Origin of the sequence: Leclercia sp. UBA2479 (assembly GCF_002341985.1) — a bacterium.
Lineage (GTDB): Bacteria > Pseudomonadota > Gammaproteobacteria > Enterobacterales > Enterobacteriaceae > Enterobacter > Enterobacter pneumoniae.
This window is the reverse complement of the sequence record NZ_DDPB01000007.1, coordinates 49450-73274: the sequence shown is the minus strand read 5'-3', so window position 1 is coordinate 73274 and position 23825 is coordinate 49450. Positions and strand designations below refer to the sequence as shown.

Below are 23825 nucleotides of genomic sequence, written 5' to 3'. Positions count from 1 at the left end.
GGGATCCGTTTACCCATCTTCTGCGGAGCTCGCCATAACAATAACGGGAAAGCGACTATGACTCTCAGCCATGAAGATGAAGCAAAGATACTTCTGTCTGCGTTTGAACAACGCCTTGAGCAGCTTCTCCCTGCCGGTGAACAGGTAGGGCAGGTCTATGCGGCAATGCGCGATGCAACGCTTATAGCCGGCAAGCGGATGCGTCCGTTATTGCTGGTGTTGGCCGCCACAGACATGGGGTGCAAACGCGAGCAGCCGGGCCTACTGGATCTGGCCTGTGCCATCGAAATGGTCCATGTTGCCTCGCTTATCCTGGATGATATGCCCTGCATGGATAATGCGCAGATGCGCCGTGGGCGGCCGACCATTCACTGTCAGTATGGCGAAAACGTCGCCATACTTTCTGCGGTCGCGCTCCTGAGTCACGCCTTTAACGTTATCTCACGCGCGCCCGCGCTCACGCATGAGGCGAAAGCCCGCGCCATTGCCGAACTCTCTATGTCCGTCGGGCATATGGGGCTGGTGCAGGGGCAATTTCGCGATCTCAACGAAGCCCGGCAGGCGCAAAATGTAGATGAGATCCTGCTGACCAACGAGCTGAAGACCAGCAGCCTGTTTAACGCGACGTTGCAGCTGGCGGCGATTGCGGCCCAGGCTCCGCCTGCGGTTAATGAGCGGCTACGTTTTTTTGCCCGCGATCTGGGGCAAGCATTTCAGCTGATTGACGATCTTACTGACGGCTCCAATACCACCGGTAAAGATCCCCATCAGGATGAGGATAAATCCACACTGGTGGCGGTCCTTGGCGCCCAGACCGTTTTTCAGCGGCTGCTTGAGCATGTCAACAGCGCCGACCAACACCTGGCGACAGCCTGTCAGCACGGAAGTGCCGCCCGCCGCTATATTCGTGCATGGTTTGATAAACAGTTGTCGCACATCAGCCAGAGTCTTTCCCTTTCGGAGTGTCAATGACCAGTCTGTCGCAACGGAAAAGCGATCATCTCGATATCGTCCTCAGGAATACCGCAGGTGTCAGGAAATGCACCAGCGGCTTTGAACGCTGGCGGTTTGAACACTGCGCCCTGCCAGAGCTGCACCTTGATGAGGTTGATCTTTCAACCTCCCTGTTTAGCCGAACCCTGCAGGCACCGCTGCTCATCAGCTCCATGACCGGGGGCACGCAGCGGGCGACCCTGATTAATCAAAACCTGGCCAGGGCTGCCCAGACGCTGGGGCTGGCAATGGGGGTGGGATCGCAGCGCGTAGCGCTTGAAAGCCCCGCAACCCAGGGATTGACCCGTTCCCTCCGGGACGCGGCACCGGATATTGTCCTGCTGGCGAATCTGGGCGCGGCGCAAATTGCCGGTCCTCAGGGACGCGATTTCGCGCAGCGTGCGGTAGAGACCCTGGCGGCTGACGCACTGATCATTCATCTCAACCCTCTGCAGGAGGCCTTGCAGCACGGCGGTGACCGCAACTGGTGCGGCGTGCTTAATGCCATTCAGCAGACGGTAGAAGCGCTGCCGGTACCGGTGGTGGTGAAAGAGGTGGGCAATGGTTTATCGGTGCCGGTTGCGCTCCAGCTGGCAGAGGCGGGGGTCGCCATGCTCGATGTGGCCGGTGCCGGCGGAACCAGCTGGGCCGCCGTAGAGGGTGAACGCGCCATCTCGGCGCACGACCGTGCGGTGGCCATGGCGTTCACCGACTGGGGGATTCCTACTGCGGTGGCCTTAAAAGATCTTCACCAGGCGCTGCCGGAGATGCCGCTCATCGCCTCGGGCGGTATCGCTAACGGCGTGGAGGCGGCGAAGGCGCTCTGCCTGGGGGCCAGCCTGGTCGGACAGGCGGCTGGCGTTCTGCAAAGCGCGCTGATCTCCAGCGATGCGGTCATCGCCCATTTTGAGACCATGATTGCCCAGCTTCGGGTTGCCTGCTTCTGTACGGGCAGCGACAGCCTGGCGGCGCTTCGCAAGGCCACCCTGGTAGCCGGGACCCCATGACAACACGCCGATGGGATCTGATTCTGGCGGGAGGCGGGCTGGCCAACGGGCTGATCGCCTGGCATCTATCGCACCGTCGTCCTGAACTTCGCGTGCTGATGCTTGAAGCGCAGACGCGTCCCGGCGGGAATCATACCTGGTCCTTCCACCAGGACGATCTGACCCCTGGCCAGCACCGCTGGCTGGCTCCGCTCGTCAGTTACCGCTGGCCGGGTTACGACGTCCGCTTTCCGGCGCTGACGCGTACGCTGCGAAGCGACTATCTCACGCTCACTTCAGACCATTTTGCCGATGTGCTCAGCCAGGATCTGGGCGATAGCCTGCAAACCGGGGTGAGCATCGCCTCCCTCACGCCGACGAGCGTTACGCTGACGGACGGTACCTTACTGGAGGCCGCGGCGGTGATTGATGGCAGGGGCTATCAGCCAGAGACGCATTTACGTACCGGCAGCCAGTCTTTTCTCGGCCAGCAGTGGCGGCTCAAGAAGCCGCACGGCCTGACGCGCCCGATCCTGATGGATGCGACGGTCGACCAGCAGGGCGGGTATCGCTTTGTCTATACTCTCCCTTTTTCAGCCACTGAGCTGCTGATCGAAGACACTCACTATATTGATGATGCGCGGCTTGAGAGCGTCGATGCGCGGCAACATATCGCTGACTATGCCCGCCAGCAGGGCTGGCAGTTAGAGACGCTGGTGCGCGAGGAGCAGGGGCATCTGCCGATTATGCTCTCAGGTGATATTCACGCTTTTTGGCGGGCACGTGAGGGACAGCCCTGCAGTGGCCTGCGGGCGGGGCTTTTTCATGCCACCACCGGCTACTCCCTGCCGCACGCGGTTGCCCTTGCCGAAGTCATTGCCGACGCGAAGGATATCAACGCACAAGCCTTGTCCCGGCTGATTCACCGATATGCCCTGCGCCAGTGGCGCGCTCAACGTTTTTTCCGCGTCCTCAACCGCATGCTTTTTCTGGCGGGAGAGCCGGATAACCGCTGGCGGGTGATGCAGCGATTTTACGCCCTGAATGAAGGGCTGATAGGCCGTTTTTACGCCGGGCAGCTTACGCCCGGTGATAAAGCACGAATTCTGGCAGGCAAACCGCCTGTTCCGGTCGGCGAAGCGATGCTCGCCATTTTGCAACTTACTCCCCGGCTGCGAGCCTTTTATCATGACTAAAACCATTATTATCGGCGCCGGATTCGGCGGCTTAGCGCTCGCCATCCGGCTACAGGCGCAAGGGATTGACACGCTGCTGCTGGAGCAGCGCGATAAGCCTGGCGGGCGTGCTTACGTCTACCAGGAAAAGGGGTTTACGTTCGACGCAGGGCCGACGGTCATCACCGATCCCAGCGCCATTGAAGCGCTCTTTACCCTCGCCGGAAAGCGGATGGAAGATTACGTCGAGCTGCTGCCGGTGACCCCGTTCTACCGCCTGTGCTGGGAGACGGGGGAGGTATTTGATTATGACAACGTCCAGGACAAACTGGAGGCGCAAATCGCGCGCTTCAATCCGCGCGACGTCGAAGGCTACCGCAAATTTCACGCCTATTCGCGGGAGGTCTTTAAAGAGGGGTATCTGAAGCTCGGCACCGTTCCTTTTTTATCATTCCGCGATATGCTGCGGGCCGGCCCCCAGTTAACCCGCCTGCAGGCCTGGCGCAGCGTTTACAGCATGGTCTCCCGCTTCATTGAGAACGAACAGCTTCGCCAGGCATTCTCCTTCCACTCGCTGCTGGTAGGGGGGAATCCCTTCGCCACCTCCTCTATTTATACCCTTATTCATGCCCTGGAGCGGGAGTGGGGGGTCTGGTTCGCCCGTGGCGGCACGGGCGCGTTGGTGCAGGGGCTGGTGAAGCTCTATCAGGATCTCGGGGGCGAGATCAGGCTGAACGCTGAGGTGACCCGGCTGATTGCCGACGACAACCGCATCCGCGCCGTTGAGCTAAAGAACGGGGAAACTATCCAGACCGCGGCGGTGGCGTCTAACGCCGACGTGGTGCACACCTACGAAAAGCTGCTCGGCCATCATCCTGCCGGCGCGGCGCGTGCGGCCTCTCTGAAGCGTAAGCGGATGAGCAACTCGTTGTTTGTGCTCTATTTTGGTCTCAATAAGCAGCACGATCTGGCGCACCATACCGTCTGCTTTGGCCCGCGCTATAAAGCCCTGATCGATGATATTTTCAATAAAAACACCCTGGCAGAGGACTTTTCGCTCTATCTGCATGCCCCCTGTGTGACCGACCCTTCCCTGGCGCCGCCCGGCTGCGGCAGTTATTACGTGCTGGCGCCAGTGCCCCATCTGGGTACTGCCGATCTCGACTGGCACACAGAGGGGCCGCGCCTGCGCGACAGGATCTTTGACTATCTTGAGCAGCACTACATGCCGGGCCTGCGTAGCCAGCTGGTGACCCATCGCATCTTTACCCCCTTTGATTTTCGTGACCAGCTGGGCGCGCACCTCGGTTCGGCCTTCTCCATTGAGCCCATACTGCGCCAGAGCGCGTGGTTCAGGCCGCACAATCGCGACAGCAAAATCGAGAACCTTTATCTGGTGGGCGCAGGTACCCACCCAGGCGCGGGGATCCCGGGAGTGATCGGTTCGGCAAAAGCGACCGCGGGGCTGATGCTGGAGGCGCTTTCCGGATGAATAACACCCTGATGGAGCACGCTGACCAGACTATCGCCGTCGGCTCGAAAAGCTTTGCCACCGCGGCGAAACTGTTCGATGCCCCCACCCGACGCGGCGTGCTGATGCTCTACGCCTGGTGTCGTCATTGCGATGATGTGATAGACGGGCAGGCGCTGGGGTTCAATATTGAGACCCCGGAAGCGACGCCGGCGGAGCAGCGCCTGGAGACGCTCAAAAGCGAAACCCGCCGTGCCTGGGAAGGGGCCGTGATGACGGAACCGGCCTTTGCCGCTTTTCAGGAGGTGGCGCTGGGCCACAATATCCCCTTGCCGCTGGCACTGGCCCACCTTGAGGGTTTTGCCATGGACGTGCGCGAAACCCGCTACGAATCCTTCGAGGATACGCTGCTCTATTGCTACCGGGTCGCGGGGGTGGTGGGGTTGATGATGGCAAGGATCATGGGGGTGCGCGACGAAGCGGTGCTCGATCGCGCCTGTGATTTGGGTCTGGCATTTCAGCTAACGAATATAGCCCGGGATATCGTTGAAGATGCCCGCGTGGGCCGCTGCTATCTTCCTGCCCGCTGGCTGGCGGAGGTAGGCCTTACACCGGAGCAGGTCGCCGACCCTGGAAAGCGTCAGCAGGTTGCCCGCCTGGCACAGCGGCTGGTGGCCGAGGCCGAGCCTTATTATGCGTCAGCCCGGGCGGGACTGGCCGGTCTGCCTTTGCGCTCGGCGTGGGCGATTGCCTCCGCGCACGGCGTTTACCGGGAGATTGGCGTGAAGGTTAGCGCAGCAGGAGAGCAGGCCTGGGATAAACGCCAGGGCACCAACGCCCTGGAGAAATCCGCATTGTTGATGAAGGGCGCCGCCCTGGCGCTCACTTCTCGTTTCGGCTCGCAGGCGCCGCGGCCGGCTGGTCTGTGGCAGCGTCCGCTTTTGGCGAGCGCGTAGCCTGCGCATCGGCCTTACGCTGACGTAAGGTCGCCTGCAACTTCTCCACCGGCGGGGCATAGAGAAAGCCAAAGGAGACGCAGCCCTCTTTTCCCCGCACCGCATGGTGCAGACGATGGGCCAGGTAGAGTCGCTTCAGATAACCACGGCGCGGTATATAGCGGAACGGCCAGCGCTGGTGCACCAGCCCGTCATGGACCATAAAGTACAGCGCGCCGTAGAGCGTCATGCCTGCGCCAATCCACTGCAGCGGCCACATCCCCCAGGTTCCCCATGCAATCAAGCCAATCGCTAACAGCGCAAAGACGACGGCATAAAGGTCGTTCACTTCAAACCAGCCCGTGCGGGGTTCATGGTGAGAGAGATGCCATCCCCATCCCCAGTCGTGCATGATGTACTTATGCGCAAGCGCCGCGACAAGCTCCATGGCGGCAACGGTCAGGAGTACGATCAAGGTGTTGTAAAGCGCGAGCATGCTTGCTCCTGTTTATTAGTCCTGGTGATTAAGCGTAACACCTAATTGCGGGAGTGGAGGGGGAGAGGAGAGATTTGTTGGGGGATTTTAGACAACAAAAAACCCATCAACCTTGAACCAAAACGGCGGGGTTGATGGGCTCCACAAATTGGGGACATCAAAGAAAAGCAGTGGCAATAGTTATGACTGACGTCTGGAGGAAAAGTTCTGTGCAGAGCGAAAATATTTTCATCTTTACGCAAATTTTCCGTTAGCCCAGTCCCGGCCAGATAATGATAATCAAGGTCCCCGCCAGCGTTAACAGGACGTTAGCGATAGCATAGGTGCCCGCGTAGCCCAGCGCTGGAATGTTGCTGCGGGCGGTATCGCTGATAATCTCCATTGCCGGGGCGCAGGTGCGTGCCCCCATCAGCGCGCCGAACAACAGGGCGCGGTTCATGCGCAGCACCCACACGCCGAACAGGAAGCTTAAAACTACCGGCACCAGACTGACGATAAGGCCTGCGCCGAGCATCTGCCAGCCGACAGACCCCAGGCTGTGGCCAATGCCGCTGCCCGCGCTCAGGCCCACGCCGGCCATAAACACCATCAGGCCAAACTCTTTCACCATATTCAGCGCACCCTGCGGGATATAGCCAAACGTCGGGTGGTTCGCACGTAAAAAGCCGAGCATGATCCCGGCAAACAGCAGGCCAGCGGCATTGCCGATGCCAAAACTAAAGTTGCTGAACTGGAAAGTGATCATCCCAATCATCAGGCCAACGATAAAGAAGGCGCAAAACGCCAGCAGGTCGGTCACCTGGCTGTGAATAGAGATAAAGCCCACGCGGTCAGCCACGGTCTTAACGCGGCGCGCGTCACCGCTCACCTGCAACACATCGCCTTTGTTCAGCACCACGTTGTCGTCGATCGGCATCTCGATCTGGCTGCGGATCACCCGGTTCAGGAAACAGCCGTGATCGGTCAGCTTAAGCTGCGACAGACGGCGACCAACGGCGTTGTGGTTTTTCACTACGATCTCTTCGGTCACAATACGCATGTCCAGCAGATCGCGGTCAAACACCTCTTTACCGTTACGGAAGCTCGGATCAAGGCGGGCGTGAGCATCCGGATAGCCTACCAGGGCGATATCGTCCCCCATCTGCAATACCGCGTCTCCATCGGGGTTCGCCAGAATGCCGTTACGCCGAATACGCTCGATATAGCAGCCGGTCTGACGATAAATGCCCAGCTCGCGCAGGTTCTTACCGTCGGCCCAGGCGACCAGCTCTGGCCCTACGCGATAGGCGCGGATGACTGGCAGATAAACTTTGCGTTTGCTGTCTGTATCCAGACCACGTTCGCGCGCAATCTGCTGCGCGCTGGTCTGTAAGTCCTGATGCTGTAATTTAGGCAGGTAGCGGGCGCCGACGATCAAACTCACCAGGCCAATCAGGTAGGTGAGGGCATAGCCCAGGCTGAGGTGATCCAGTGCAAGAGAGAGCTGGGCATTATCCATGCCGAGATGACGTAGCGTATCCCCCGCGCCCACCAGTACCGGCGTGGAGGTCATCGAACCCGCAAGCATGCCCGCGGTTAACCCGATATCCCAGCCAAACAGCTTCCCTAAGCCCAGCGCGATCAGCAGGGCACTGCCGACCATAACCAGCGCGAGCATCAGATAATTCTTACCGTCGCGAAAGAAAATAGAAAAAAAGTTGGGTCCGGCTTCCACGCCAACACAAAAAATAAACAGCATAAAACCGAGATTCAGGGCGTCGGTGTTAATGCTGAAATGTTGTTGGCCTAATAATAAAGAGACCACTAAAACGCCAATGGAATTACCAAGTTGTACTGAACCGAGGCGTAATTTCCCGAGGCAAAGACCCAGCGCCAGTACGACAAATAATAACAGGATGTAATTCCCGTTTAACAAATCTGCGACGTTTATATTCACGGAGGATAACTTCTTGTTTACCAGTAAGTGGTTGAATAGATGGGGTATTTAGGCTACTGTTTCTGCTATCAGAAGAGAGGCTAACAACGCCTTTTTTCGCAACATAATATATCCCAAACAATAATATCAGACCATTAGTTTAATCGTTACGGTGCACTGCCACCGACAACGGTTAGGCAACCATGCAGCGTGTTTTGGCAAGGAATGCCGCATATCGTATCAAATTGGGCGTCCGGGGGACGATAAATTTATTTGAATGAAGAGAGGCAGGGGGGTTGTTTGGATATTAAACGTCACTGGCCAGGAGTTGCTCGCTGTTTTTTACTGTACACGGCAGTCTGTCTCTGCCTGACATTAAATGTTAAAGGGGCATTTCTTGCTGGCAGGCATCCTGAGTTAGGGCTGCTGTTCTTTATCATACCCGGTGCCGTTGCCAGTGCGCTTACGCGCAGCGGAGAGGTGGTGAAGCCGTTGCTGGGGGCGACGCTGGCGGCGCCGTTCTGCCTGCTGGTGATGCGTCTGTTTACTGTCTCTGGGCGCTCCTTCTTTCAGGAGCTGGCGTGGTTGCTAAGCGGCGTCTTCTGGTTTGCGCTCGGCGCGCTGGTCGTTATGTTTGTGCGGCGGGCGCTCATCCATCCGCGCCGCAAAATAAAAACGCCCTCAAAGTGAGGGCGCTTTAACATTACTGAGCGGCAAACAGGCCCAGGTTCTCTTTGGCGTAGGCTTCAAAATCGGTAAAGCCGCCAATGTGGGTCTGGTCAAGGAAGATTTGCGGCACGGTTTCAACCGGTTTACCCACGGTCTTTTCCAGATCCGCTTTGGTAATACCTTCCGCGTGGATATCAACATAACGGTAGTTGAAATCGTCACGCTCGGCGGTCAGTTTCTCTGCCAGCTCTTTAGCACGTACACAGTACGGGCAGCCCGGACGTCCAAAAATAACTGCAAACATGGTTCTCTCCTGAATTGAAAGCCTGACGGCGAATAACGCTATATTGCCGATAACTTACGGTAATAGAAAGCAGGTTTCGCCTGTTGCATTAATATCTTCAGGCTATGTTTCGCCAATTACAGCGCCAGATTCTTTGCCTATACTGGCTCCATTGCTGTTTTTAGCCAGGAGAAGAGAGACACTATGACCCCGACGATTGACCTGTTACGCGCTCACCGTTCCATTCGCCATTTTACCGACCAGCCCATTACTGATGCTCAGCGCGACGCAATCATTGCCGGGGCGCAGGGGGCCTCCAGTTCCAGTTTTCTGCAGTGCACCTCAATAATCCGCGTTACCAATCCGGCGATGCGTGAACAGCTGGTTGGCCTGACGGGCGGGCAGAAGCATGTGGCCCAGGCGGCGGAGTTCTGGGTCTTTTGCGCCGATTTTAACCGCCATCTGCAGATCTGCCCGGACGCGCAGCTCGGTCTGGCGGAGCAACTGCTGTTAGGCGTGGTGGATACGGCGATGCTGGCGCAGAACGCGCTTACGGCGGCGGAGTCACTTGGGCTGGGTGGCGTCTACATCGGCGGCATTCGCAACAGTATCGAGGCGGTAACGGAGCTGTTAGCGCTGCCCAAACATGTGTTGCCGCTGTTTGGCCTGTGCCTGGGCTGGCCCGCAGATAACCCGGACGTGAAGCCGCGCCTGCCCGCCGCGCTGGTGGTACATGAGAATCACTACCAGCCGGTTGATAAAGCGATTCTGGCCCAGTACGACGACGAGCTGGCCCACTACTATATGACGCGCGGCAGTAATAACCGTCGCGACACCTGGAGTGACCATATCCAGCGCACCATCATTAAAGAGAATCGTCCGTTCATCCTCGATTATTTGCACAAACAGGGCTGGGCAACGCGATAACCCCATTTTTCCTGCGCCTGCCTGCGTGTATGATACGCAGGCTTTTACCAGATCATGTCTGAGAGGTGCAGGGTGAAAATTGCCATATTGTCCCGGGATGGAACGCTCTATTCGTGTAAACGCCTGCGCGAAGCGGCGGCAAAACGCGGCCATCTGGTGGAAGTTCTCGATCCGCTGTCCTGTTATATGAATATCAGCCCGGCGGCATCCTCCATTCACTACAAAGGGCGCCAGCTGCCGCACTTTGACGCGGTGATCCCCCGCATTGGCTCAGCCATCACCTTTTACGGTACCGCCGCGCTGCGTCAGTTTGAGCTACTGGGTAGCTATCCGCTCAATGAGTCTGTCGCCATTACCCGCGCCCGGGATAAACTTCGGTCCCTGCAACTGCTTGCCCGTCAGGGAATCGATCTGCCCGTGACGGGCATTGCCCACTCCCCGGATGATACCAGCGACCTGATCGACATGGTCGGCGGCGCCCCGCTGGTGGTGAAGCTGGTTGAAGGCACGCAGGGCATCGGCGTGGTGCTGGCCGAGACCCGCCAGGCCGCAGAGAGCGTTATCGACGCCTTTCGCGGCCTGAATGCCCACATCCTGGTGCAGGAGTATATCGAAGAGGCCAAAGGCCGCGATATCCGCTGCCTGGTGGTGGGCGATGAAGTGGTGGCCGCCATTGAACGCCAGGCCAAAGAGGGCGATTTTCGCTCTAATCTGCACCGGGGCGGCGTCGCCAGGGTAGCCAATATCACCCTGCGTGAGCGGGAGATCGCGCTGAAAGCCGCCCATACGCTGGGGCTCGATATTGCGGGGGTGGATATTCTCCGCGCCAACCGCGGTCCGCTGGTGATGGAAGTGAACGCATCGCCAGGCCTTGAGGGGATCGAAAAAACCACCGGCGTGGATATTGCCGGTAAAATGATCGCCTGGATCGAACGTCAGGCAACGCCTGGCTTCTGCCTGAAAACGGGCGGATAAATAGATTGCCGCGCACATATTGCGTAAGCTATGCGAATTACAGTTAAGAGGCTCAACCTTTATGGAAACTCTCGTCGTACCCACGTTGGATACGCTACGTCAATGGCTCGACGATATGGGCATCAGCTTTTTTGAATGCGATACCTGTCAGGCATTACACATTCCCCACATGCAGAATTTTGATGGCGTGTTTGATGCCAAGCTCGATCTGATTAACGATGTGGTGCTGTTTTCTGCCCTCGCAGAGGTCAAACCCTCGGCGCTGCTGGCGCTGGCATCCGATCTCTCGGCCATCAACGCCAGCTCGTTGACGGTGAAAGCCTTCCTCGACATTCAGGACGATAACCTGCCGAAGCTGGTCGTGTGCCAGTCTTTATGCGTGGGGGCCGGTGTGACCTATCAGCAGTTCGCCGGGTTCTTACGCCAGAGCGAAGAGCAAATTTCGATGGTGATGATGGAAGCCAGCGCACACCACCTGCTCTATAACGCGGAAGAAGATCCAGAGAATAACGATTCATCCTCCCATTTTCTGCACTAACCTCGCCTGAGTAATACGCAGCCGCCACCAGCGTGGCTGCGTAACGCCATTTTTTCTGCTGCTTTTTCCCCTCATTGATAGCGTTAATCACTTCGTAATGACTCTTTTGGCTTACCACATAGACATTTACCGCGCGAAAAATTGATAAAAGGCGTTTTTTAATCTGGGCTATAGCCGCAGGAACGAACTACATTTATTCTTGCGAAGCTTTTTTTACTGTGAGCAAACCTGCCACCAGAGTTTTTTCTTCTGATCCCGGCAGAGCGACAAAATATGCATGATTCTTGCATAAGTGAGAATGCACATTTTAAGTTCGTTTTAATGAACTCCTGGAAGGAATAAAGCTATGACCGTCTTAAATAAAAAATGGTTATCGGGTCTGGTTGCGGGGGCCTTGATGGCGATCTCCGCCGGTACGCTCGCCGCGGAACAGAAAACGCTGCATGTTTATAACTGGTCTGACTATATCGCGCCGGACACCGTCGCGAATTTTGAGAAAGAGACCGGCATCAAAGTGGTTTACGACGTTTTCGACTCCAACGAAGTGCTGGAAGGAAAACTGATGGCGGGCAGCACCGGCTTCGACCTGGTGGTACCGTCCGCCAGCTTCCTGGAGCGTCAGCTTAGCGCGGGTGTCTTCCAGCCGCTGGATAAAAGCAAGCTGCCGAACTGGAAAAACCTCGATCCTGAAGTGCTGAAACTGGTCGCAAAACACGATCCGGAGAATAAATACGCCTTCCCGTATCTCTGGGCTACCACCGGTATTGGCTACAACGTGGATAAAGTAAAAGCGGTGCTTGGCAAAGATGTGCCTCTCAACAGCTGGGATCTGGTCCTGAAGCCAGAGAACCTCGAAAAGCTGAAAAGTTGCGGCGTCTCATTCCTGGATGCACCAGAAGAGATTTTTGCCACCGTGCTTAACTACCTGGGCAAAGATCCAAACAGTAGCAAAGCGGACGACTACACCGGTGCGGCGACTGACCTGCTGCTGAAGCTGCGTCCAAATATTCGCTATTTCCACTCCTCACAGTACATTAACGACCTGGCGAACGGCGATATCTGCGTGGCAGTCGGCTGGGCGGGCGACGTCTGGCAGGCGGCTAACCGCGCGAAAGAGGCGAAAAACGGCGTGAATGTCTCTTACTTCATTCCGAAAGAGGGGGCGCTGGCCTTCTTTGACGTCTTTGCGATGCCTGCCGACGCGAAAAATAAAGACGAAGCCTATCAGTTCCTCAATTACCTGATGCGCCCAGAGGTGATTGCCCACATTAGCGATCATGTCTTCTATGCCAACGGCAACAAGGCCTCGGTACCGATGATCAGCGCGGAAGTGCGTGACAATCCGGCTATCTATCCGCCAGCAGATGTCTTTGCCAAGCTCTTCACCCTGAAAGTGCAGGAACCGAAAATCGACCGCGTACGTACCCGTGCGTGGACGAAAGTGAAAAGCGGTAAATAACGTCTGACGTCCTTGCCGGGCAGCCCGTAGCTGCCCGGCCACTGCACGTTGTTAGTGCAGTGGCACTGTTTTAGTTTATGCCGGAGAGCACCCCGTGAACGACGCGACCCCCCGCCCACAGGCGAAAACCCGTAAAGCGCTGACCCCGCTGCTGGAAATCCGTAATCTGACCAAATCTTTCGACGGCCAGCACGCCGTGGATGACGTCAGCCTCACTATCTATAAAGGCGAAATTTTTGCGCTGCTTGGTGCGTCGGGCTGCGGCAAGTCGACGCTGTTGCGAATGCTGGCGGGCTTTGAGCAACCCACCGCCGGGCAGATTATGCTCGACGGGGTAGACCTCTCTCAGGTGCCGCCTTATCAGCGTCCAATCAATATGATGTTCCAGTCTTACGCGCTGTTCCCGCATATGACCGTGGAGCAGAACATCGCCTTCGGCCTGAAGCAGGACAAGCTGCCGAAAGCGGAAATCGCCAGCCGCGTCGCGGAGATGCTCAGCCTGGTACACATGCAGGAGTTCGCGAAACGTAAGCCGCATCAGCTGTCGGGTGGGCAACGCCAGCGTGTCGCGCTCGCCCGTAGCCTGGCAAAACGCCCCAAGCTGCTGCTGCTGGATGAACCCATGGGCGCGCTGGATAAAAAGCTGCGCGATCGCATGCAGCTAGAGGTGGTGGATATCCTGGAGCGCGTGGGGGCCACCTGCGTCATGGTGACCCACGACCAGGAAGAGGCGATGACCATGGCCGGGCGTATCGCCATCATGAATCGCGGCAAGTTCGTGCAGATTGGCGAGCCGGAAGAGATTTACGAACACCCGACAACCCGCTACAGCGCCGAATTTATCGGCTCGGTTAACGTCTTCGAGGGGCTACTGAAAACCCGCGAAGAAGACGGGCTGGTGATTGACTCGCACGGGCTGGTCCACCCGCTGAAGGTCGACCCGGATGCCTCGGTCGTGGATAACGTGCCGGTTTACGTGGCCCTGCGCCCCGAAAAAATCATGCTCTGCGACGACGTCCCGGCCGATGGCTACAACTTTGCCGTGGGTGAGGTGGTACATATTGCCTATCTCGGCGATCTGTCGATCTATCACGTGCGTCTGAAGAGCGGACAGATGATCAGCGCCCAGCTGCAAAACGAACACCGTTACCGGAAAGGCCTCCCGACCTGGGGCGACGAAGTTCGCCTCTGCTGGGATGCTGACAGCTGCGTTGTGCTGACGGTATAAGGAGTGGCCATGAGTAAAATTGACTCACCGATGCCCGCGCGCGCTGCGGGCGGGACCCGCTGGCTGACGCGCCTGCAGATGGCGCACGGGCGCAAGCTGGTGATCGCGCTGCCTTATCTGTGGCTGGTTCTGCTGTTTTTACTCCCTTTCCTGATCGTCTTTAAGATCAGCCTCGCCGAGATGGCGCGGGCGATCCCGCCCTATACCGATCTGATGGAGTGGGCAGACGATCAGCTCTCGATCACCCTGAATATCGCCAACTACCTGCAGCTGACGGACGATCCCCTCTATTTCGAGGCCTACCTGCAATCGCTGCAGATTGCCGGGGTATCCACCCTCTGCTGTTTACTGCTGGGGTATCCGCTGGCCTGGGCAGTGGCGCACAGCAAGCCCTCGACGCGCAATATCCTGCTGCTGCTGGTTATCTTGCCCTCGTGGACCTCTTTCCTGATCCGCGTGTACGCCTGGATGGGGATCCTGAAGAACAACGGGGTACTGAATAACTTCCTGATGTGGCTTGGGGTCATCGACCAGCCGCTGGTGATCCTGCATACCAATCTCGCGGTCTATATCGGGGTGGTGTATGCCTATCTGCCGTTTATGGTGCTGCCTATCTATACCGCACTGACGCGCATTGATTACTCGCTGGTAGAAGCCTCGCTGGACCTCGGCGCCCGCCCGCTGAAAACTTTCTTCAGCATCATCGTGCCGCTCACCAAAGGGGGGATCATTGCCGGCTCGATGCTGGTCTTTATCCCGGCCGTGGGAGAGTTCGTGATCCCGGAACTGCTCGGCGGGCCGGACAGCATCATGATTGGCCGCGTGCTGTGGCAGGAGTTCTTCAATAACCGCGACTGGCCGGTGGCCTCGGCGGTAGCGATTGTGATGTTACTGCTGCTGATCGTGCCGATCATGTGGTTCCACAAACATCAGCAGAAACAGATGGGAGACCACGGATGAACAACTTACCGGTCGTGCGCTCGCCGTGGCGCATCCTGATCCTCATCATCGGCTTTACCTTTTTATATGCGCCGATGCTGATGCTGGTCATCTACTCTTTCAACAGCTCGAAGCTGGTGACGGTGTGGGCGGGCTGGTCGACGCGCTGGTACAGCGAACTCTTCCATGATGACGCCATGATGAGCGCGGTGGGGTTGAGCCTGACGATTGCCGCCTGTGCGGCGACGATGGCGGCCATTCTCGGCACCATTGCGGCGGTGGTGATGGTGCGCTTTGGCCGTTTCCGCGGGGCCAACGGCTTTGCCTTTATGATCACCGCCCCGCTGGTAATGCCTGACGTGATTACTGGCCTGTCGCTGCTGCTGCTGTTTGTGGCCATGGGGCATGCCATTGGCTGGCCTTCGGATCGCGGTATGCTCACCATCTGGCTGGCGCATGTCACCTTCTGCACCGCTTACGTGGCGGTAGTGATCTCATCGCGCCTGCGCGAACTGGATCACTCCATCGAAGAGGCGGCGATGGATCTCGGCGCGACCCCGCTGAAGGTCTTTTTTGTGATTACCTTGCCGATGATCATGCCTGCCGTCGTCTCGGGCTGGCTGCTGGCCTTCACCCTGTCGCTGGATGACCTGGTCATCGCCAGCTTCGTATCGGGCCCGGGCGCCACGACCTTGCCGATGCTGGTCTTCTCCAGCGTGCGTATGGGGGTGAACCCGGAGATCAACGCCCTGGCGACGCTGATTCTGGGCGTGGTAGGTATTGTTGGCCTGATCGCCTGGCTGTTGATGGCAAGGTCTGAAAAACAGCGTGTACGTGATATCCAGCGTGCAAGACGCGGCTGAAGCTCCTAAAATCAGCCAACAAGCTTAACGGGTGCCGCGACAACGCGGCGCCGTTTCATGGAAGACACCACGTTGGGACTGATAAGCAAATCAAGCCATTCACACGCCCGCCTTAACGTTCCTGCCCTGGTGCAGGTGGCGGCGCTCGCCATTATTATGATCCGCTGCCTCGATTTACTGATGATTTTTAATACCCTGGGTCTACGGGGACTCGGCGATTTTATCCATCGCAGCGTTCAGACCTGGAACTTAACGCTCATCTTCCTCGGCAGCCTGCTGCTGGTCTTTATCGAAATCTTCTGCGCTTTTTCGCTGGTTAAGGGGCGAAACTGGGCGCGGCTGATCTATCTCAGTACCCAGGTGATAGCCACGCTTTACCTGTGGGCGGCCTCGCTGGGCTATGGTTACCCTGAGCTGTTCAGCATTCCGGGGGAGTCCAGGCAGGAGATCTTTAAAACGCTGGTGATGCAGAAACTGCCGGACATGCTGGTGCTGCTGCTGCTGTTTGTGCCCGCCGCCAGCCGACGGTTTTTCCGTCTGCAATAACGTGTATAATCGCTGCCCCCAGACGTATTAAGGTTTCTGTATGCAGTGCGCACTCTATGACGCCGGCCGCTGTCGCTCCTGTCAGTGGATTGAACAGCCGGTCTCGCAACAACTTTCCGCTAAAATGGCCGATCTGCAGACCTTGCTGACAGGGTTGCCCGTCGAAGCGTGGTGCGCACCCGTCAGCGGTCCTGAACAGGGTTTCCGTAATAAAGCCAAAATGGTGGTCAGCGGCAGCGTAGAGAAACCGCTGCTGGGGATGCTGCATCGCGATGGTACCCCGGAAGATCTGACCGACTGCCCGCTTTATCCTGCCTCCTTTGCGCCGGTGTTCGCCGCATTAAAGCCCTTTATCGCCCGCGCCGGGCTCACCCCCTACAACGTGGCGCGCAAACGGGGCGAGTTAAAATACCTGTTGTTGACCGAAAGCCAGCAAGACGGCGGCATGATGCTGCGCTTTGTTTTGCGCTCCGTCAGCAAGCTGGAGCAACTGCGTACGGCTCTGCCGTGGCTGCAGGCACAGTTACCGCAGTTGAAGGTCATTACCGCCAACATTCAGCCGGTGCATATGGCGATTCTGGAAGGGGAGGAGGAGATCTTCCTCACCGAGTCCCAGGCGCTGGCCGAAACCTTCAACGGCGTGCCGCTCTGGATCCGCCCGCAGAGTTTCTTCCAGACCAACCCCGCCGTAGCGGCCAGCCTCTATGCCACCGCCCGCGATTGGGTGCAGGCTTTACCGGTGAATCACATGTGGGATCTCTTCTGCGGCGTTGGCGGCTTTGGCCTGCACTGCGCCACGCCCGACATGACCCTGACCGGCATTGAGATCTCCCCTGAAGCCATCGCCTGCGCAAAGCAGTCCGCCGCCGAACTGGGGCTGAAGAATCTGCACTTTCAGGCGCTGGACTCTACCCAGTTCGCCACCGGGCAGGGTAGCGTGCCGGAGCTGGTGCTGGTCAACCCGCCGCGTCGCGGCATCGGCAAGGCGCTGTGCGACTACCTCAGCCAGATGGCGCCGGCGTATATCATCTATTCCAGCTGCAACGCCCAGAGCATGGCGAAAGATCTGCACCATCTGCCAGGCTATGCCATTGCCCGCGTGCAGCTTTTCGACATGTTCCCCCATACCGCCCACTACGAAGTGCTGACCCTGCTGGTACGCAAAGTTTAAACAAAATGTGAACTCTTCCGCCGCCGGAAACGGGTAAGCTTGAGTAGTACCAGGAATGAAAGGCTAACCGATGAAACAGATCTTATTGGTGGAAGACGACGGCGATATCGCCGCTTTGCTACGTCTCAATTTAGAAGACGAAGGCTACCAGATTACCCACGAAGCAGACGGTAGCCGCGCGCTGCTGGCTATCGAAGATACGCGCTGGGACGCGGTGATCCTCGACCTGATGCTGCCGGGGGTGGATGGCCTGCAAATCTGCCGTCGCATTCGTCAGATGAGCCACTACCTGCCGGTGATCATTATCAGTGCCCGCAGCAGCGAAACGGAGCGCATTCTGGGTCTGGAGACCGGGGCCGATGATTATCTGGCCAAGCCCTTCTCGGTGCAGGAGCTGGTCGCTCGCGTTCGGGCGCTGTTTCGCAGGCATCAGGCCATGGGACAGCAGCCAGCCGGGCGTATTGAGGCGCACGGCATGACCATTGATCCGCTGGCCCGTAGCGTGACTCTGCATGGCCAGGCGCTGGATCTCACCCCGCGTGAATTCGATCTGCTTTACTTCTTTGCCCGTCATCCGGGTGAGGTGTTCTCCCGGCTGGCCCTCCTGGAACAGGTGTGGGGCTATCAGCACGAAGGCTACGAACATACGGTTAACACCCATATCAACCGCCTGCGCATCAAAATCGAGAAGGATCCCGCCGAGCCGGAGGTGATACGCACCGTCTGGGGCAAGGGCTATAAGTTTATGGGGAGTACATCATGACGCTGACCCGCCGCCTGACGCTGCTGTTTGTGTTACTGCTGGTGCTGTGCGCCGCGGTGGCCTGCTCGGTGCAGCTCTGGACCAGCAAGCAGTACGGCAACGCCATGATTCAGCGCCTCTCAGGCGGGCTGGCGCAGCATATTATCCAGCGTGAGCCACTGCTGGATAACCAGGGAAGGGTGGATCGCACCGCCCTGAAACCGCTCTTTGACCGCCTGATGACCTTCAACCCCAGCGTTGAGTTGTATGTCCTCTCGGCGGATGGCGAGATTCTGGCCGATGCTGCTCCGCCGGGGCATATAAAGCGCCAGCGGATAGACATCAACCCGGTGCTGCGATTTATGGGCGGTGAGATGATGCCGGTTTACGGCGACGACCCGCGCAGCCCGGATCGGCAGAAGGTCTTCAGCGCCGCGCCGCTGCGTCAGGATGGTGAGCTGCGTGGCTATCTCTATATCATTTTACAGGGCGAAGAGCTGAATGCGCTGGCTGAGATGGCCTGGGAAAAAACGCTCTGGCATACGCTTCTCTGGACGCTGCTGCTGGTGGTGCTCTTTGGCTCTCTGGCGGGTGGGCTGGTCTGGTACTGGGTTACTCGCCCGGTGCGGGTCTTAACGCAGGAGGTCAGCTTTCTTGACCAGGACAGTATCCGCGCCATTAAACAGCTGGCCGCCCAGCCGCAGGAGGAAAACCCCGCCAGCGAGGTAGCCTTACTGCGCAACACCTTTATTGAACTGGCTCAGCAGATAGCGTCTCAGTGGGATCGTCTGGCCGACAGCGACCGGCAGCGCCGGGAGTTCACCGCCAATATTTCTCATGATTTACGCACGCCGCTCACCTCGCTGCTGGGTTATCTTGAGACTTTATCGCTGAAAGCCGATTCATTGACGCCAGAAGAGACGAAGCACTACCTGACCATTGCGCTGCGCCAGGGGCAGAAGGTTCGCCACCTTTCGCAGCAGCTGTTTGAACTGGCACGGCTGGAACACGGCAGCATTCGGCCTCAGCGCGAGCGCTTTGCCCCCGGGGAGCTAATCTCTGATGTAGCGCAGAAGTTCGATCTGATCGTACAGACGCGGCAGCTGCGTTTAAAAATTGAGGTGCCGCAGCAGTTACCGATGGTCAACGCCGACCTCTCCATGATTGAGCGCGTGGTGACGAATCTGCTCGATAACGCGGTTCGCCATACGCCACCGGGCGGCGAAATCTGGCTGAAGGTGTGGCAGGAGGGCGAGGCGCTGCAAATGGAGGTGAGCGACAGCGGGCCGGGTATTGATGCCGCGATGCGTGAAGAGCTCTTCCAGCGACCCTCAGCGTTAAAGCCGGAGGCGCGCGAGCATCGCGGCGGGCTGGGATTGTTGATTGTTCGCAGAATGCTGGAGCTACACGGCGGCGGGATCAGGCTGATGGAGGCGGAGCAGGGGGCGCGTTTTCGCTTCTACGTGCCCCTGTAAATAAGGCCGGGGCATGCCCGGCCTGAGAGTCTTTACTGCGGGAACCACTGGTCGCTGATTTTCTGATAGGTGCCGTCAGCTTTGATCGCTTTCAGCGCGCCGTTCAGTTTCTCGAGCAGGGCTTTGTTATCCGGGCGAACCGCAATGCCCAGCCCAGTACCGAAGTACTGTGGATCGGTAACTTTCTCGGTGGCAGTACCCAACTGCGGGTTGGTTTTCAGCCACTCATTCACCACGGCGGTATCGCCAAATACCCCATCAATACGGCCATTTTTCAGGTCGATAATCGCGTTCTGGTAGCTGTCATAAGCCACCGTTTTCACTTCCGGGTGCTTGTCCTGCAGGTACTTCTGGTGCGTCGTACCGTTTTCCATGCCGATGCGTTTGCCTTTCAGCTGCTCGAAGGATTTATAGGTATCTTTCTTCGCAATCACCACCGCCGAGTTGGCATAGTACGGGTCAGTGAAGGAGACCTGCTTGCTACGCTCCGGGGTGATGTCCATACCGGAGATCACGGCGTCATATTTTTTGAATTTCAGTGACGGGATCAGGCTGTCAAAGGCGTGGTTAGTAAAAGTGCAGTCGGCCTGCATTTGCTTACACAGCGCTTTAGCCAGGTCGATATCAAAACCGACGATCTGGTTGCTGGCATCCAGCGATTCGAACGGTGGGTAAGTGGCTGAAACGCCAAAGCTGATTTTATCGGCAGCCGTTGCGCCAGCGGCGAAGGTTGCCAGTAATGCGGCCAGAACTAACTTTTTCATTTTGAAGCTCCCGTCTGTCTATCTTGTCGTTATATGCCGTGTCTGCGGCTGGAAGTAACAATGTCAGAAAATGAATTTATATTCAATAAAAACGATTAAATATTTCTTAGGGAATAAAAAAAGACGGGCAGTGATGAGACTTGCCCGTCTTTGTTACTTTGCGTTATGCACTCAGTTGCGGTGTTCGAACGCCAGCGCTTTACGTTCAATCAGGCGCATCATCAGCGTCAGCAGGCCGTTCACAACCAGGTAGATGAGTCCGGCTGCGCCAAATACCATCACGTCATACGTGCGGCCATAGAGCAGCTGCCCGTGACCCATCACTTCCATCAGGGTAATGGTGTAGGCCAGAGAGGTACTCTTAAAGACCAGCACCACTTCGTTGGAATAGGAGGAGAGGGCGCGCTTAAAGGCGTACGGCAGCAAGATTGCCAGGGTGTCTTTCTTGCTCATCCCCAGCGCACCGCAAGATTGCCACTGGCCTTCCGGAATGGCGCGAATCGCCCCGTAAAACAGCTGGGTGGTATAGGCTGCGCTATTCAGCGACAGCGCAATCAGCGCACAGAGCCACGGCTCAGAGAGCAGATGCCAGATAACCGGATACTCCTGCAGCGTCGGGAACTGGCCCGGGCCGTAGTAAATCAGGAAGATCTGTACCAGCAGCGGCGTACCGGTAAACAACGTAATATAGCCGCGCACAATCCACACCAGCACCGGCGTTTTTAACGTCAGGACGATGGTGAAGATCAGCGCCAGGATCAGCGCCACAATAATGGAAGCGACCGTTAAGGTCAGGCTGGTGTGCAGCCCTTTCATCAGCTCGGGTAAGTAATCCAGCATCAGCCTGGTCTCCGTTCAAAACGCGTTGCACGCAGGTCAATGCGCTTCAGGATGTACTGACTCAGCAACGTGATCACCAGGTAGATGGCCGCCGCCACGATATACCAGGTAAAAGGCTCCTGGGTGCGGGTGGCGATGCTTTTGGTTTGCAACATCAGGTCGTTAACGCTGATTAGGCTGACCAGTGCGGTGTCCTTTAACAGCACCAGCCACTGGTTACCCAGCCCAGGGAGCGCATGGCGCCACATCTGCGGCATAACCAGACGGAAGAAGATGGCGGTTTTCGACATCCCCAGCGCCTGGCCGGATTCCCACTGCCCCTGAGGCACCGCTTTCAGCGCACCGCGCAGGGTCTGCGAAGCGTAGGCGGAATAGAGCAGGGAGAGGGCAATCACACCGCAGAGGAACGGGCTAACGTCGAAGTTCTCAATCTGCATCTGAATCGGGATCTCGACGATCCCCAGATTGAGGGTAAAGCCGTCAGACAGCGTTAACAGCAGCTGCGACGAGCCAAAGTAGATAAACAGCACCACCAGAATCTCTGGCAGACCGCGCAGTACGGTCACCAGCCCGGAGCCAATCCATGCGACGGGACGCCATTTCGCTGACTCCCATACCGCAAAGATCATTGCCAGCACCAGGCCGATGAGCAGCGCACAAACGGCAAGGCCGACGGTCATCCCGGCGGCGCTTGCTAATGGAAACATTTCGTTCATCAGATCTTACTTCTGGAACCATTTTTTGTAGATGGTATCGTACGTGCCATCTTTCTTCACTTTTTCCAGCGCAGTATTAAATTTCTGCTGCAGCTCGGTGTTGCCCTGACGTACCGCGATACCCAGACCGGTACCGAAGTAGGCTTTGTCGGTCACGTTCTCGCCAACCGCCGCCAGCTTATCGTTCGTTTTCAGCCACTCGGTCACGACCGCGTTATCACCGAAGACGGCATCAATACGCCCATTCTGCAGATCCAGTTTGGCGTTCTGGTAGCTGTCGTACGCCACGGTGGTGATTTCCGGGTGTTTGTCAGTGATGTATTTCTGGTGCGTAGTGCCGTTCTGTACGCCCACTTTCTTGCCTTTCAGCTGATCAACAGAGGTGTATTTTCCCTTCTGACCAATAAACAGCGCGGCGTTGTCATAATATGGGGTGGAGAACAGAACCTGTTTCTCGCGCTCAGGGGTGATATCCATCCCCGCCATGACCGCATCAATGCGGCGGAATTTCAGGCTCGGGATCAGGCTGTCGAACGCCTGGTTCGTGAAAGTACAGGTCGCGTCCATCTCTTTACACAGCGCATTGGCCAGGTCTACGTCAAAGCCAACAATCTTGTTGTTCGCATCTACCGCTTCAAACGGAGGGTAAGAGGCTTCTGTCGCAAAACGAATGGTCTGAGCCGCGGCAGCGGAGAGGCTTACGCTTGCAAGCAGGGCGGCAATCACTAGTTTTTTCATTATCGTTCTCTCGATGTTAGTGAGACAGGTAGTTTCTGAAGGCGTCGGTCTGCGGCTCGGCAAAGCAGCGCGCATCCCCTTGCTCGACGATGTGACCGTTTTCCATATAGACCACGCGGCTGGCGGTTTTACGCGCCACTTCCACTTCGTGCGTCACGATCACCTGAGTAATATTGGTTTCCGCCAGTTCACGGATGATGCTCACAATCTGGGCGGTGATTTCCGGATCCAGCGCGGCGGTCGGCTCATCAAACAGCAGCACCTGAGGCTCCATCATCAGCGCGCGGGCAATGGCCACACGCTGCTGCTGGCCACCCGAAAGGTGCAGCGGATAGCGATCGCTGTAAGGCTTCAGGCGCAGGCGCTCGAGGAGTTTTTCCGCACGGGCTAACGCCTGCTCTTTGGTCAGGCCCAGCACGCGGCAGGGGGCTTCAATCAGGTTTTGCTGTACGGTGAGGTGCGGCCAAAGATTATATTGCTGGAAGACCATGCCGACATTTTGACGTAAATCGCGGATCGCTTTGTCCGACGGTGCCTTCGCGAAATCAAAGTGATTGCCGGCAATATCCAGGGTGCCTGAACGTGGCATTTCAAGCAGATTCAGCACGCGAAGCAGCGAGCTTTTACCCGCGCCGCTTGGGCCAAGCAGAACCAGCGTTTCGCCTTCTGGACAGTTCAGCGTGATATCGAACAGCGCCTGGTGTGCGCCGTAAAAGCAGTTAATGCCATTTAGTTGAATACTCATCGGGGCAGTCTTTACTCATCCAGGCAATCTATAGCAATTGAGGCCGCAGATAGTACCGTTGACAGAATAGTTATGCAATATTTATGCGTTAAAAGTTAAATATAAACCGTATTCAGTAGTAAACATAGCACAAAATAGCGAGAGGTCAGGGGGGTGAGAATAAATGTCGGCATTCCAGATGAAATGCCAGACATTTTACGGGGGTTAACGCTTTCCCGGGGCGCGGATAACCTGCT

General features: G+C 57.3%; 25 protein-coding genes. 17 read left to right on the top strand and 8 right to left on the bottom strand.

Translation table 11 applies throughout. The annotated features are described in order from the left end of the window. Nucleotides 1–57 precede the first annotated feature (57 nt). From B3B59_RS08065 to crtB, 5 genes are read left to right on the top strand one after another with little or no spacing between them, the layout of a single operon-like run. Nucleotides 58–972: a polyprenyl synthetase family protein gene (locus B3B59_RS08065; RefSeq protein WP_040076409.1), complete on the top strand. Its 915-nt coding sequence runs from the start codon at nucleotides 58–60 to the stop codon at nucleotides 970–972. Continuing rightward, a complete protein-coding gene (gene fni / locus B3B59_RS08060; RefSeq protein WP_286808645.1) occupies nucleotides 969–2000 on the top strand; it encodes a type 2 isopentenyl-diphosphate Delta-isomerase in 1032 nt (343 codons plus the stop codon). The genes B3B59_RS08065 and fni overlap by 4 nt, the downstream gene beginning before the upstream one ends. Next, the gene (crtY, locus tag B3B59_RS08055; protein WP_286808643.1) at nucleotides 1997–3175 is read left to right on the top strand and encodes a lycopene beta-cyclase CrtY; all 1179 of its coding nucleotides are present in this window, start codon (nucleotides 1997–1999) and stop codon (nucleotides 3173–3175) included. The genes fni and crtY overlap by 4 nt, the downstream gene beginning before the upstream one ends. After that, nucleotides 3168–4646 carry a phytoene desaturase gene (locus tag B3B59_RS08050; protein ID WP_046886885.1) on the top strand — a complete coding sequence of 493 codons (1479 nt, stop codon included), beginning with the start codon at nucleotides 3168–3170 and terminating at the stop codon, nucleotides 4644–4646. The genes crtY and B3B59_RS08050 overlap by 8 nt, the downstream gene beginning before the upstream one ends. Beyond that, entirely contained in the window at nucleotides 4643–5581 is a 939-nt protein-coding gene (crtB, locus tag B3B59_RS08045; protein WP_286808640.1) for a 15-cis-phytoene synthase CrtB, read from the top strand. Before B3B59_RS08050 ends, crtB begins: the two co-directional genes overlap by 4 nt. On the opposite strand, the gene B3B59_RS08040 is transcribed toward crtB, so the two are convergent. Beyond that, nucleotides 5508–6056, bottom strand: coding sequence for a sterol desaturase family protein (locus B3B59_RS08040; protein ID WP_286808639.1), 549 nt, complete (start codon nucleotides 6054–6056; stop codon nucleotides 5508–5510). The two genes, crtB and B3B59_RS08040, sit on opposite strands and share 74 nt — an antisense overlap. Nucleotides 6057–6306: 250 nt before the next feature. Continuing rightward, on the bottom strand, nucleotides 6307–7992 hold the full coding sequence (locus B3B59_RS08035) for an aspartate:alanine antiporter (RefSeq protein ID WP_286808637.1): 1686 nt from the start codon (nucleotides 7990–7992) through the stop codon (nucleotides 6307–6309). A gap of 279 nt (nucleotides 7993–8271) precedes the next feature. Between B3B59_RS08035 and B3B59_RS08030 the strand changes: the two genes are divergently transcribed. Further along, nucleotides 8272–8661 (top strand): inner membrane protein YbjM, encoded by a 390-nt coding sequence (locus B3B59_RS08030; protein WP_040076400.1) that lies wholly within the window; start codon nucleotides 8272–8274, stop codon nucleotides 8659–8661. A gap of 13 nt (nucleotides 8662–8674) precedes the next feature. Here the strand turns inward: B3B59_RS08030 and B3B59_RS08025 are convergent, their stop codons facing one another. Continuing rightward, nucleotides 8675–8944, bottom strand: a complete 270-nt coding sequence (locus B3B59_RS08025) for a GrxA family glutaredoxin (protein ID WP_040076399.1) — start codon at nucleotides 8942–8944, stop codon at nucleotides 8675–8677. A 183-nt stretch (nucleotides 8945–9127) separates the two neighbouring features. Between B3B59_RS08025 and nfsA the strand changes: the two genes are divergently transcribed. The 11 genes from nfsA (at nucleotide 9128) to B3B59_RS07970 (ending at nucleotide 19786) form a co-directional block, all read left to right on the top strand. Next, entirely contained in the window at nucleotides 9128–9850 is a 723-nt protein-coding gene (gene nfsA / locus B3B59_RS08020) for an oxygen-insensitive NADPH nitroreductase (RefSeq protein ID WP_286808636.1), read from the top strand. A gap of 72 nt (nucleotides 9851–9922) precedes the next feature. Next, nucleotides 9923–10825, top strand: a complete 903-nt coding sequence (gene rimK, locus B3B59_RS08015; RefSeq protein WP_046886878.1) for a 30S ribosomal protein S6--L-glutamate ligase — start codon at nucleotides 9923–9925, stop codon at nucleotides 10823–10825. Between the two features lie 61 nt (nucleotides 10826–10886). Next, the gene (locus tag B3B59_RS08010) at nucleotides 10887–11363 is read left to right on the top strand and encodes a YbjN domain-containing protein (RefSeq protein ID WP_040076396.1); all 477 of its coding nucleotides are present in this window, start codon (nucleotides 10887–10889) and stop codon (nucleotides 11361–11363) included. Between the two features lie 346 nt (nucleotides 11364–11709). Continuing rightward, nucleotides 11710–12822 carry a spermidine/putrescine ABC transporter substrate-binding protein PotF gene (potF, locus tag B3B59_RS08005; RefSeq protein WP_263617624.1) on the top strand — a complete coding sequence of 371 codons (1113 nt, stop codon included), beginning with the start codon at nucleotides 11710–11712 and terminating at the stop codon, nucleotides 12820–12822. A 94-nt stretch (nucleotides 12823–12916) separates the two neighbouring features. Then, entirely contained in the window at nucleotides 12917–14050 is a 1134-nt protein-coding gene (gene potG / locus B3B59_RS08000) for a putrescine ABC transporter ATP-binding subunit PotG (protein ID WP_286808633.1), read from the top strand. A 9-nt stretch (nucleotides 14051–14059) separates the two neighbouring features. Beyond that, nucleotides 14060–15010 carry a putrescine ABC transporter permease PotH gene (gene potH / locus B3B59_RS07995; RefSeq protein ID WP_040076393.1) on the top strand — a complete coding sequence of 317 codons (951 nt, stop codon included), beginning with the start codon at nucleotides 14060–14062 and terminating at the stop codon, nucleotides 15008–15010. Further along, nucleotides 15007–15852, top strand: a complete 846-nt coding sequence (gene potI / locus B3B59_RS07990) for a putrescine ABC transporter permease PotI (RefSeq protein ID WP_040076392.1) — start codon at nucleotides 15007–15009, stop codon at nucleotides 15850–15852. The genes potH and potI overlap by 4 nt, the downstream gene beginning before the upstream one ends. Before the next feature lie 57 nt (nucleotides 15853–15909). Then, entirely contained in the window at nucleotides 15910–16398 is a 489-nt protein-coding gene (locus B3B59_RS07985; RefSeq protein ID WP_040076391.1) for a YbjO family protein, read from the top strand. Nucleotides 16399–16438: 40 nt separating this feature from the next. Beyond that, a complete protein-coding gene (rlmC, locus tag B3B59_RS07980) occupies nucleotides 16439–17569 on the top strand; it encodes a 23S rRNA (uracil(747)-C(5))-methyltransferase RlmC (RefSeq protein ID WP_286808632.1) in 1131 nt (376 codons plus the stop codon). Between the two features lie 70 nt (nucleotides 17570–17639). Then, nucleotides 17640–18332: a response regulator transcription factor gene (locus tag B3B59_RS07975; RefSeq protein WP_040076389.1), complete on the top strand. Its 693-nt coding sequence runs from the start codon at nucleotides 17640–17642 to the stop codon at nucleotides 18330–18332. Continuing rightward, nucleotides 18329–19786, top strand: a complete 1458-nt coding sequence (locus tag B3B59_RS07970) for a sensor histidine kinase (protein ID WP_286808630.1) — start codon at nucleotides 18329–18331, stop codon at nucleotides 19784–19786. The genes B3B59_RS07975 and B3B59_RS07970 overlap by 4 nt, the downstream gene beginning before the upstream one ends. Before the next feature lie 32 nt (nucleotides 19787–19818). Here B3B59_RS07970 and artJ read toward each other — a convergent pair whose 3' ends face one another. The 5 genes from artJ to artP all read right to left on the bottom strand — a co-directional run bounded on the left by artJ (nucleotide 19819) and on the right by artP (nucleotide 23589). After that, nucleotides 19819–20550 (bottom strand): arginine ABC transporter substrate-binding protein ArtJ, encoded by a 732-nt coding sequence (gene artJ / locus B3B59_RS07965; protein WP_040076387.1) that lies wholly within the window; start codon nucleotides 20548–20550, stop codon nucleotides 19819–19821. Between the two features lie 171 nt (nucleotides 20551–20721). Beyond that, on the bottom strand, nucleotides 20722–21390 hold the full coding sequence (artM, locus tag B3B59_RS07960) for an arginine ABC transporter permease ArtM (protein ID WP_040076386.1): 669 nt from the start codon (nucleotides 21388–21390) through the stop codon (nucleotides 20722–20724). Next, nucleotides 21390–22106, bottom strand: coding sequence for an arginine ABC transporter permease ArtQ (gene artQ / locus B3B59_RS07955; RefSeq protein WP_040076385.1), 717 nt, complete (start codon nucleotides 22104–22106; stop codon nucleotides 21390–21392). Before artQ ends, artM begins: the two co-directional genes overlap by 1 nt. A 6-nt stretch (nucleotides 22107–22112) precedes the next feature. Next, nucleotides 22113–22844, bottom strand: a complete 732-nt coding sequence (gene artI, locus B3B59_RS07950) for an arginine ABC transporter substrate-binding protein ArtI (protein ID WP_040076384.1) — start codon at nucleotides 22842–22844, stop codon at nucleotides 22113–22115. 16 nt (nucleotides 22845–22860) lie between these two features. Further along, nucleotides 22861–23589, bottom strand: a complete 729-nt coding sequence (gene artP, locus B3B59_RS07945; protein WP_040076383.1) for an arginine ABC transporter ATP-binding protein ArtP — start codon at nucleotides 23587–23589, stop codon at nucleotides 22861–22863. Nucleotides 23590–23825: the final 236 nt, after the last annotated feature.

Coding starts and splice junctions, on each gene's coding strand:
- B3B59_RS08065 (WP_040076409.1), top strand. CDS start 58: ATGACTCTCAGCCATGAAGATGAAGCAAAGATACTTCTGTCTGCGTTT.
- fni (WP_286808645.1), top strand. CDS start 969: ATGACCAGTCTGTCGCAACGGAAAAGCGATCATCTCGATATCGTCCTC.
- crtY (WP_286808643.1), top strand. CDS start 1,997: ATGACAACACGCCGATGGGATCTGATTCTGGCGGGAGGCGGGCTGGCC.
- B3B59_RS08050 (WP_046886885.1), top strand. CDS start 3,168: ATGACTAAAACCATTATTATCGGCGCCGGATTCGGCGGCTTAGCGCTC.
- crtB (WP_286808640.1), top strand. CDS start 4,643: ATGAATAACACCCTGATGGAGCACGCTGACCAGACTATCGCCGTCGGC.
- B3B59_RS08040 (WP_286808639.1), bottom strand. CDS start 6,056: ATGCTCGCGCTTTACAACACCTTGATCGTACTCCTGACCGTTGCCGCC.
- B3B59_RS08025 (WP_040076399.1), bottom strand. CDS start 8,944: ATGTTTGCAGTTATTTTTGGACGTCCGGGCTGCCCGTACTGTGTACGT.
- nfsA (WP_286808636.1), top strand. CDS start 9,128: ATGACCCCGACGATTGACCTGTTACGCGCTCACCGTTCCATTCGCCAT.
- B3B59_RS08010 (WP_040076396.1), top strand. CDS start 10,887: ATGGAAACTCTCGTCGTACCCACGTTGGATACGCTACGTCAATGGCTC.
- potF (WP_263617624.1), top strand. CDS start 11,710: ATGACCGTCTTAAATAAAAAATGGTTATCGGGTCTGGTTGCGGGGGCC.
- potH (WP_040076393.1), top strand. CDS start 14,060: ATGAGTAAAATTGACTCACCGATGCCCGCGCGCGCTGCGGGCGGGACC.
- potI (WP_040076392.1), top strand. CDS start 15,007: ATGAACAACTTACCGGTCGTGCGCTCGCCGTGGCGCATCCTGATCCTC.
- B3B59_RS07985 (WP_040076391.1), top strand. CDS start 15,910: ATGGAAGACACCACGTTGGGACTGATAAGCAAATCAAGCCATTCACAC.
- rlmC (WP_286808632.1), top strand. CDS start 16,439: ATGCAGTGCGCACTCTATGACGCCGGCCGCTGTCGCTCCTGTCAGTGG.
- B3B59_RS07975 (WP_040076389.1), top strand. CDS start 17,640: ATGAAACAGATCTTATTGGTGGAAGACGACGGCGATATCGCCGCTTTG.
- B3B59_RS07970 (WP_286808630.1), top strand. CDS start 18,329: ATGACGCTGACCCGCCGCCTGACGCTGCTGTTTGTGTTACTGCTGGTG.
- artJ (WP_040076387.1), bottom strand. CDS start 20,550: ATGAAAAAGTTAGTTCTGGCCGCATTACTGGCAACCTTCGCCGCTGGC.
- artM (WP_040076386.1), bottom strand. CDS start 21,390: ATGCTGGATTACTTACCCGAGCTGATGAAAGGGCTGCACACCAGCCTG.
- artQ (WP_040076385.1), bottom strand. CDS start 22,106: ATGAACGAAATGTTTCCATTAGCAAGCGCCGCCGGGATGACCGTCGGC.
- artI (WP_040076384.1), bottom strand. CDS start 22,844: ATGAAAAAACTAGTGATTGCCGCCCTGCTTGCAAGCGTAAGCCTCTCC.
- artP (WP_040076383.1), bottom strand. CDS start 23,589: ATGAGTATTCAACTAAATGGCATTAACTGCTTTTACGGCGCACACCAG.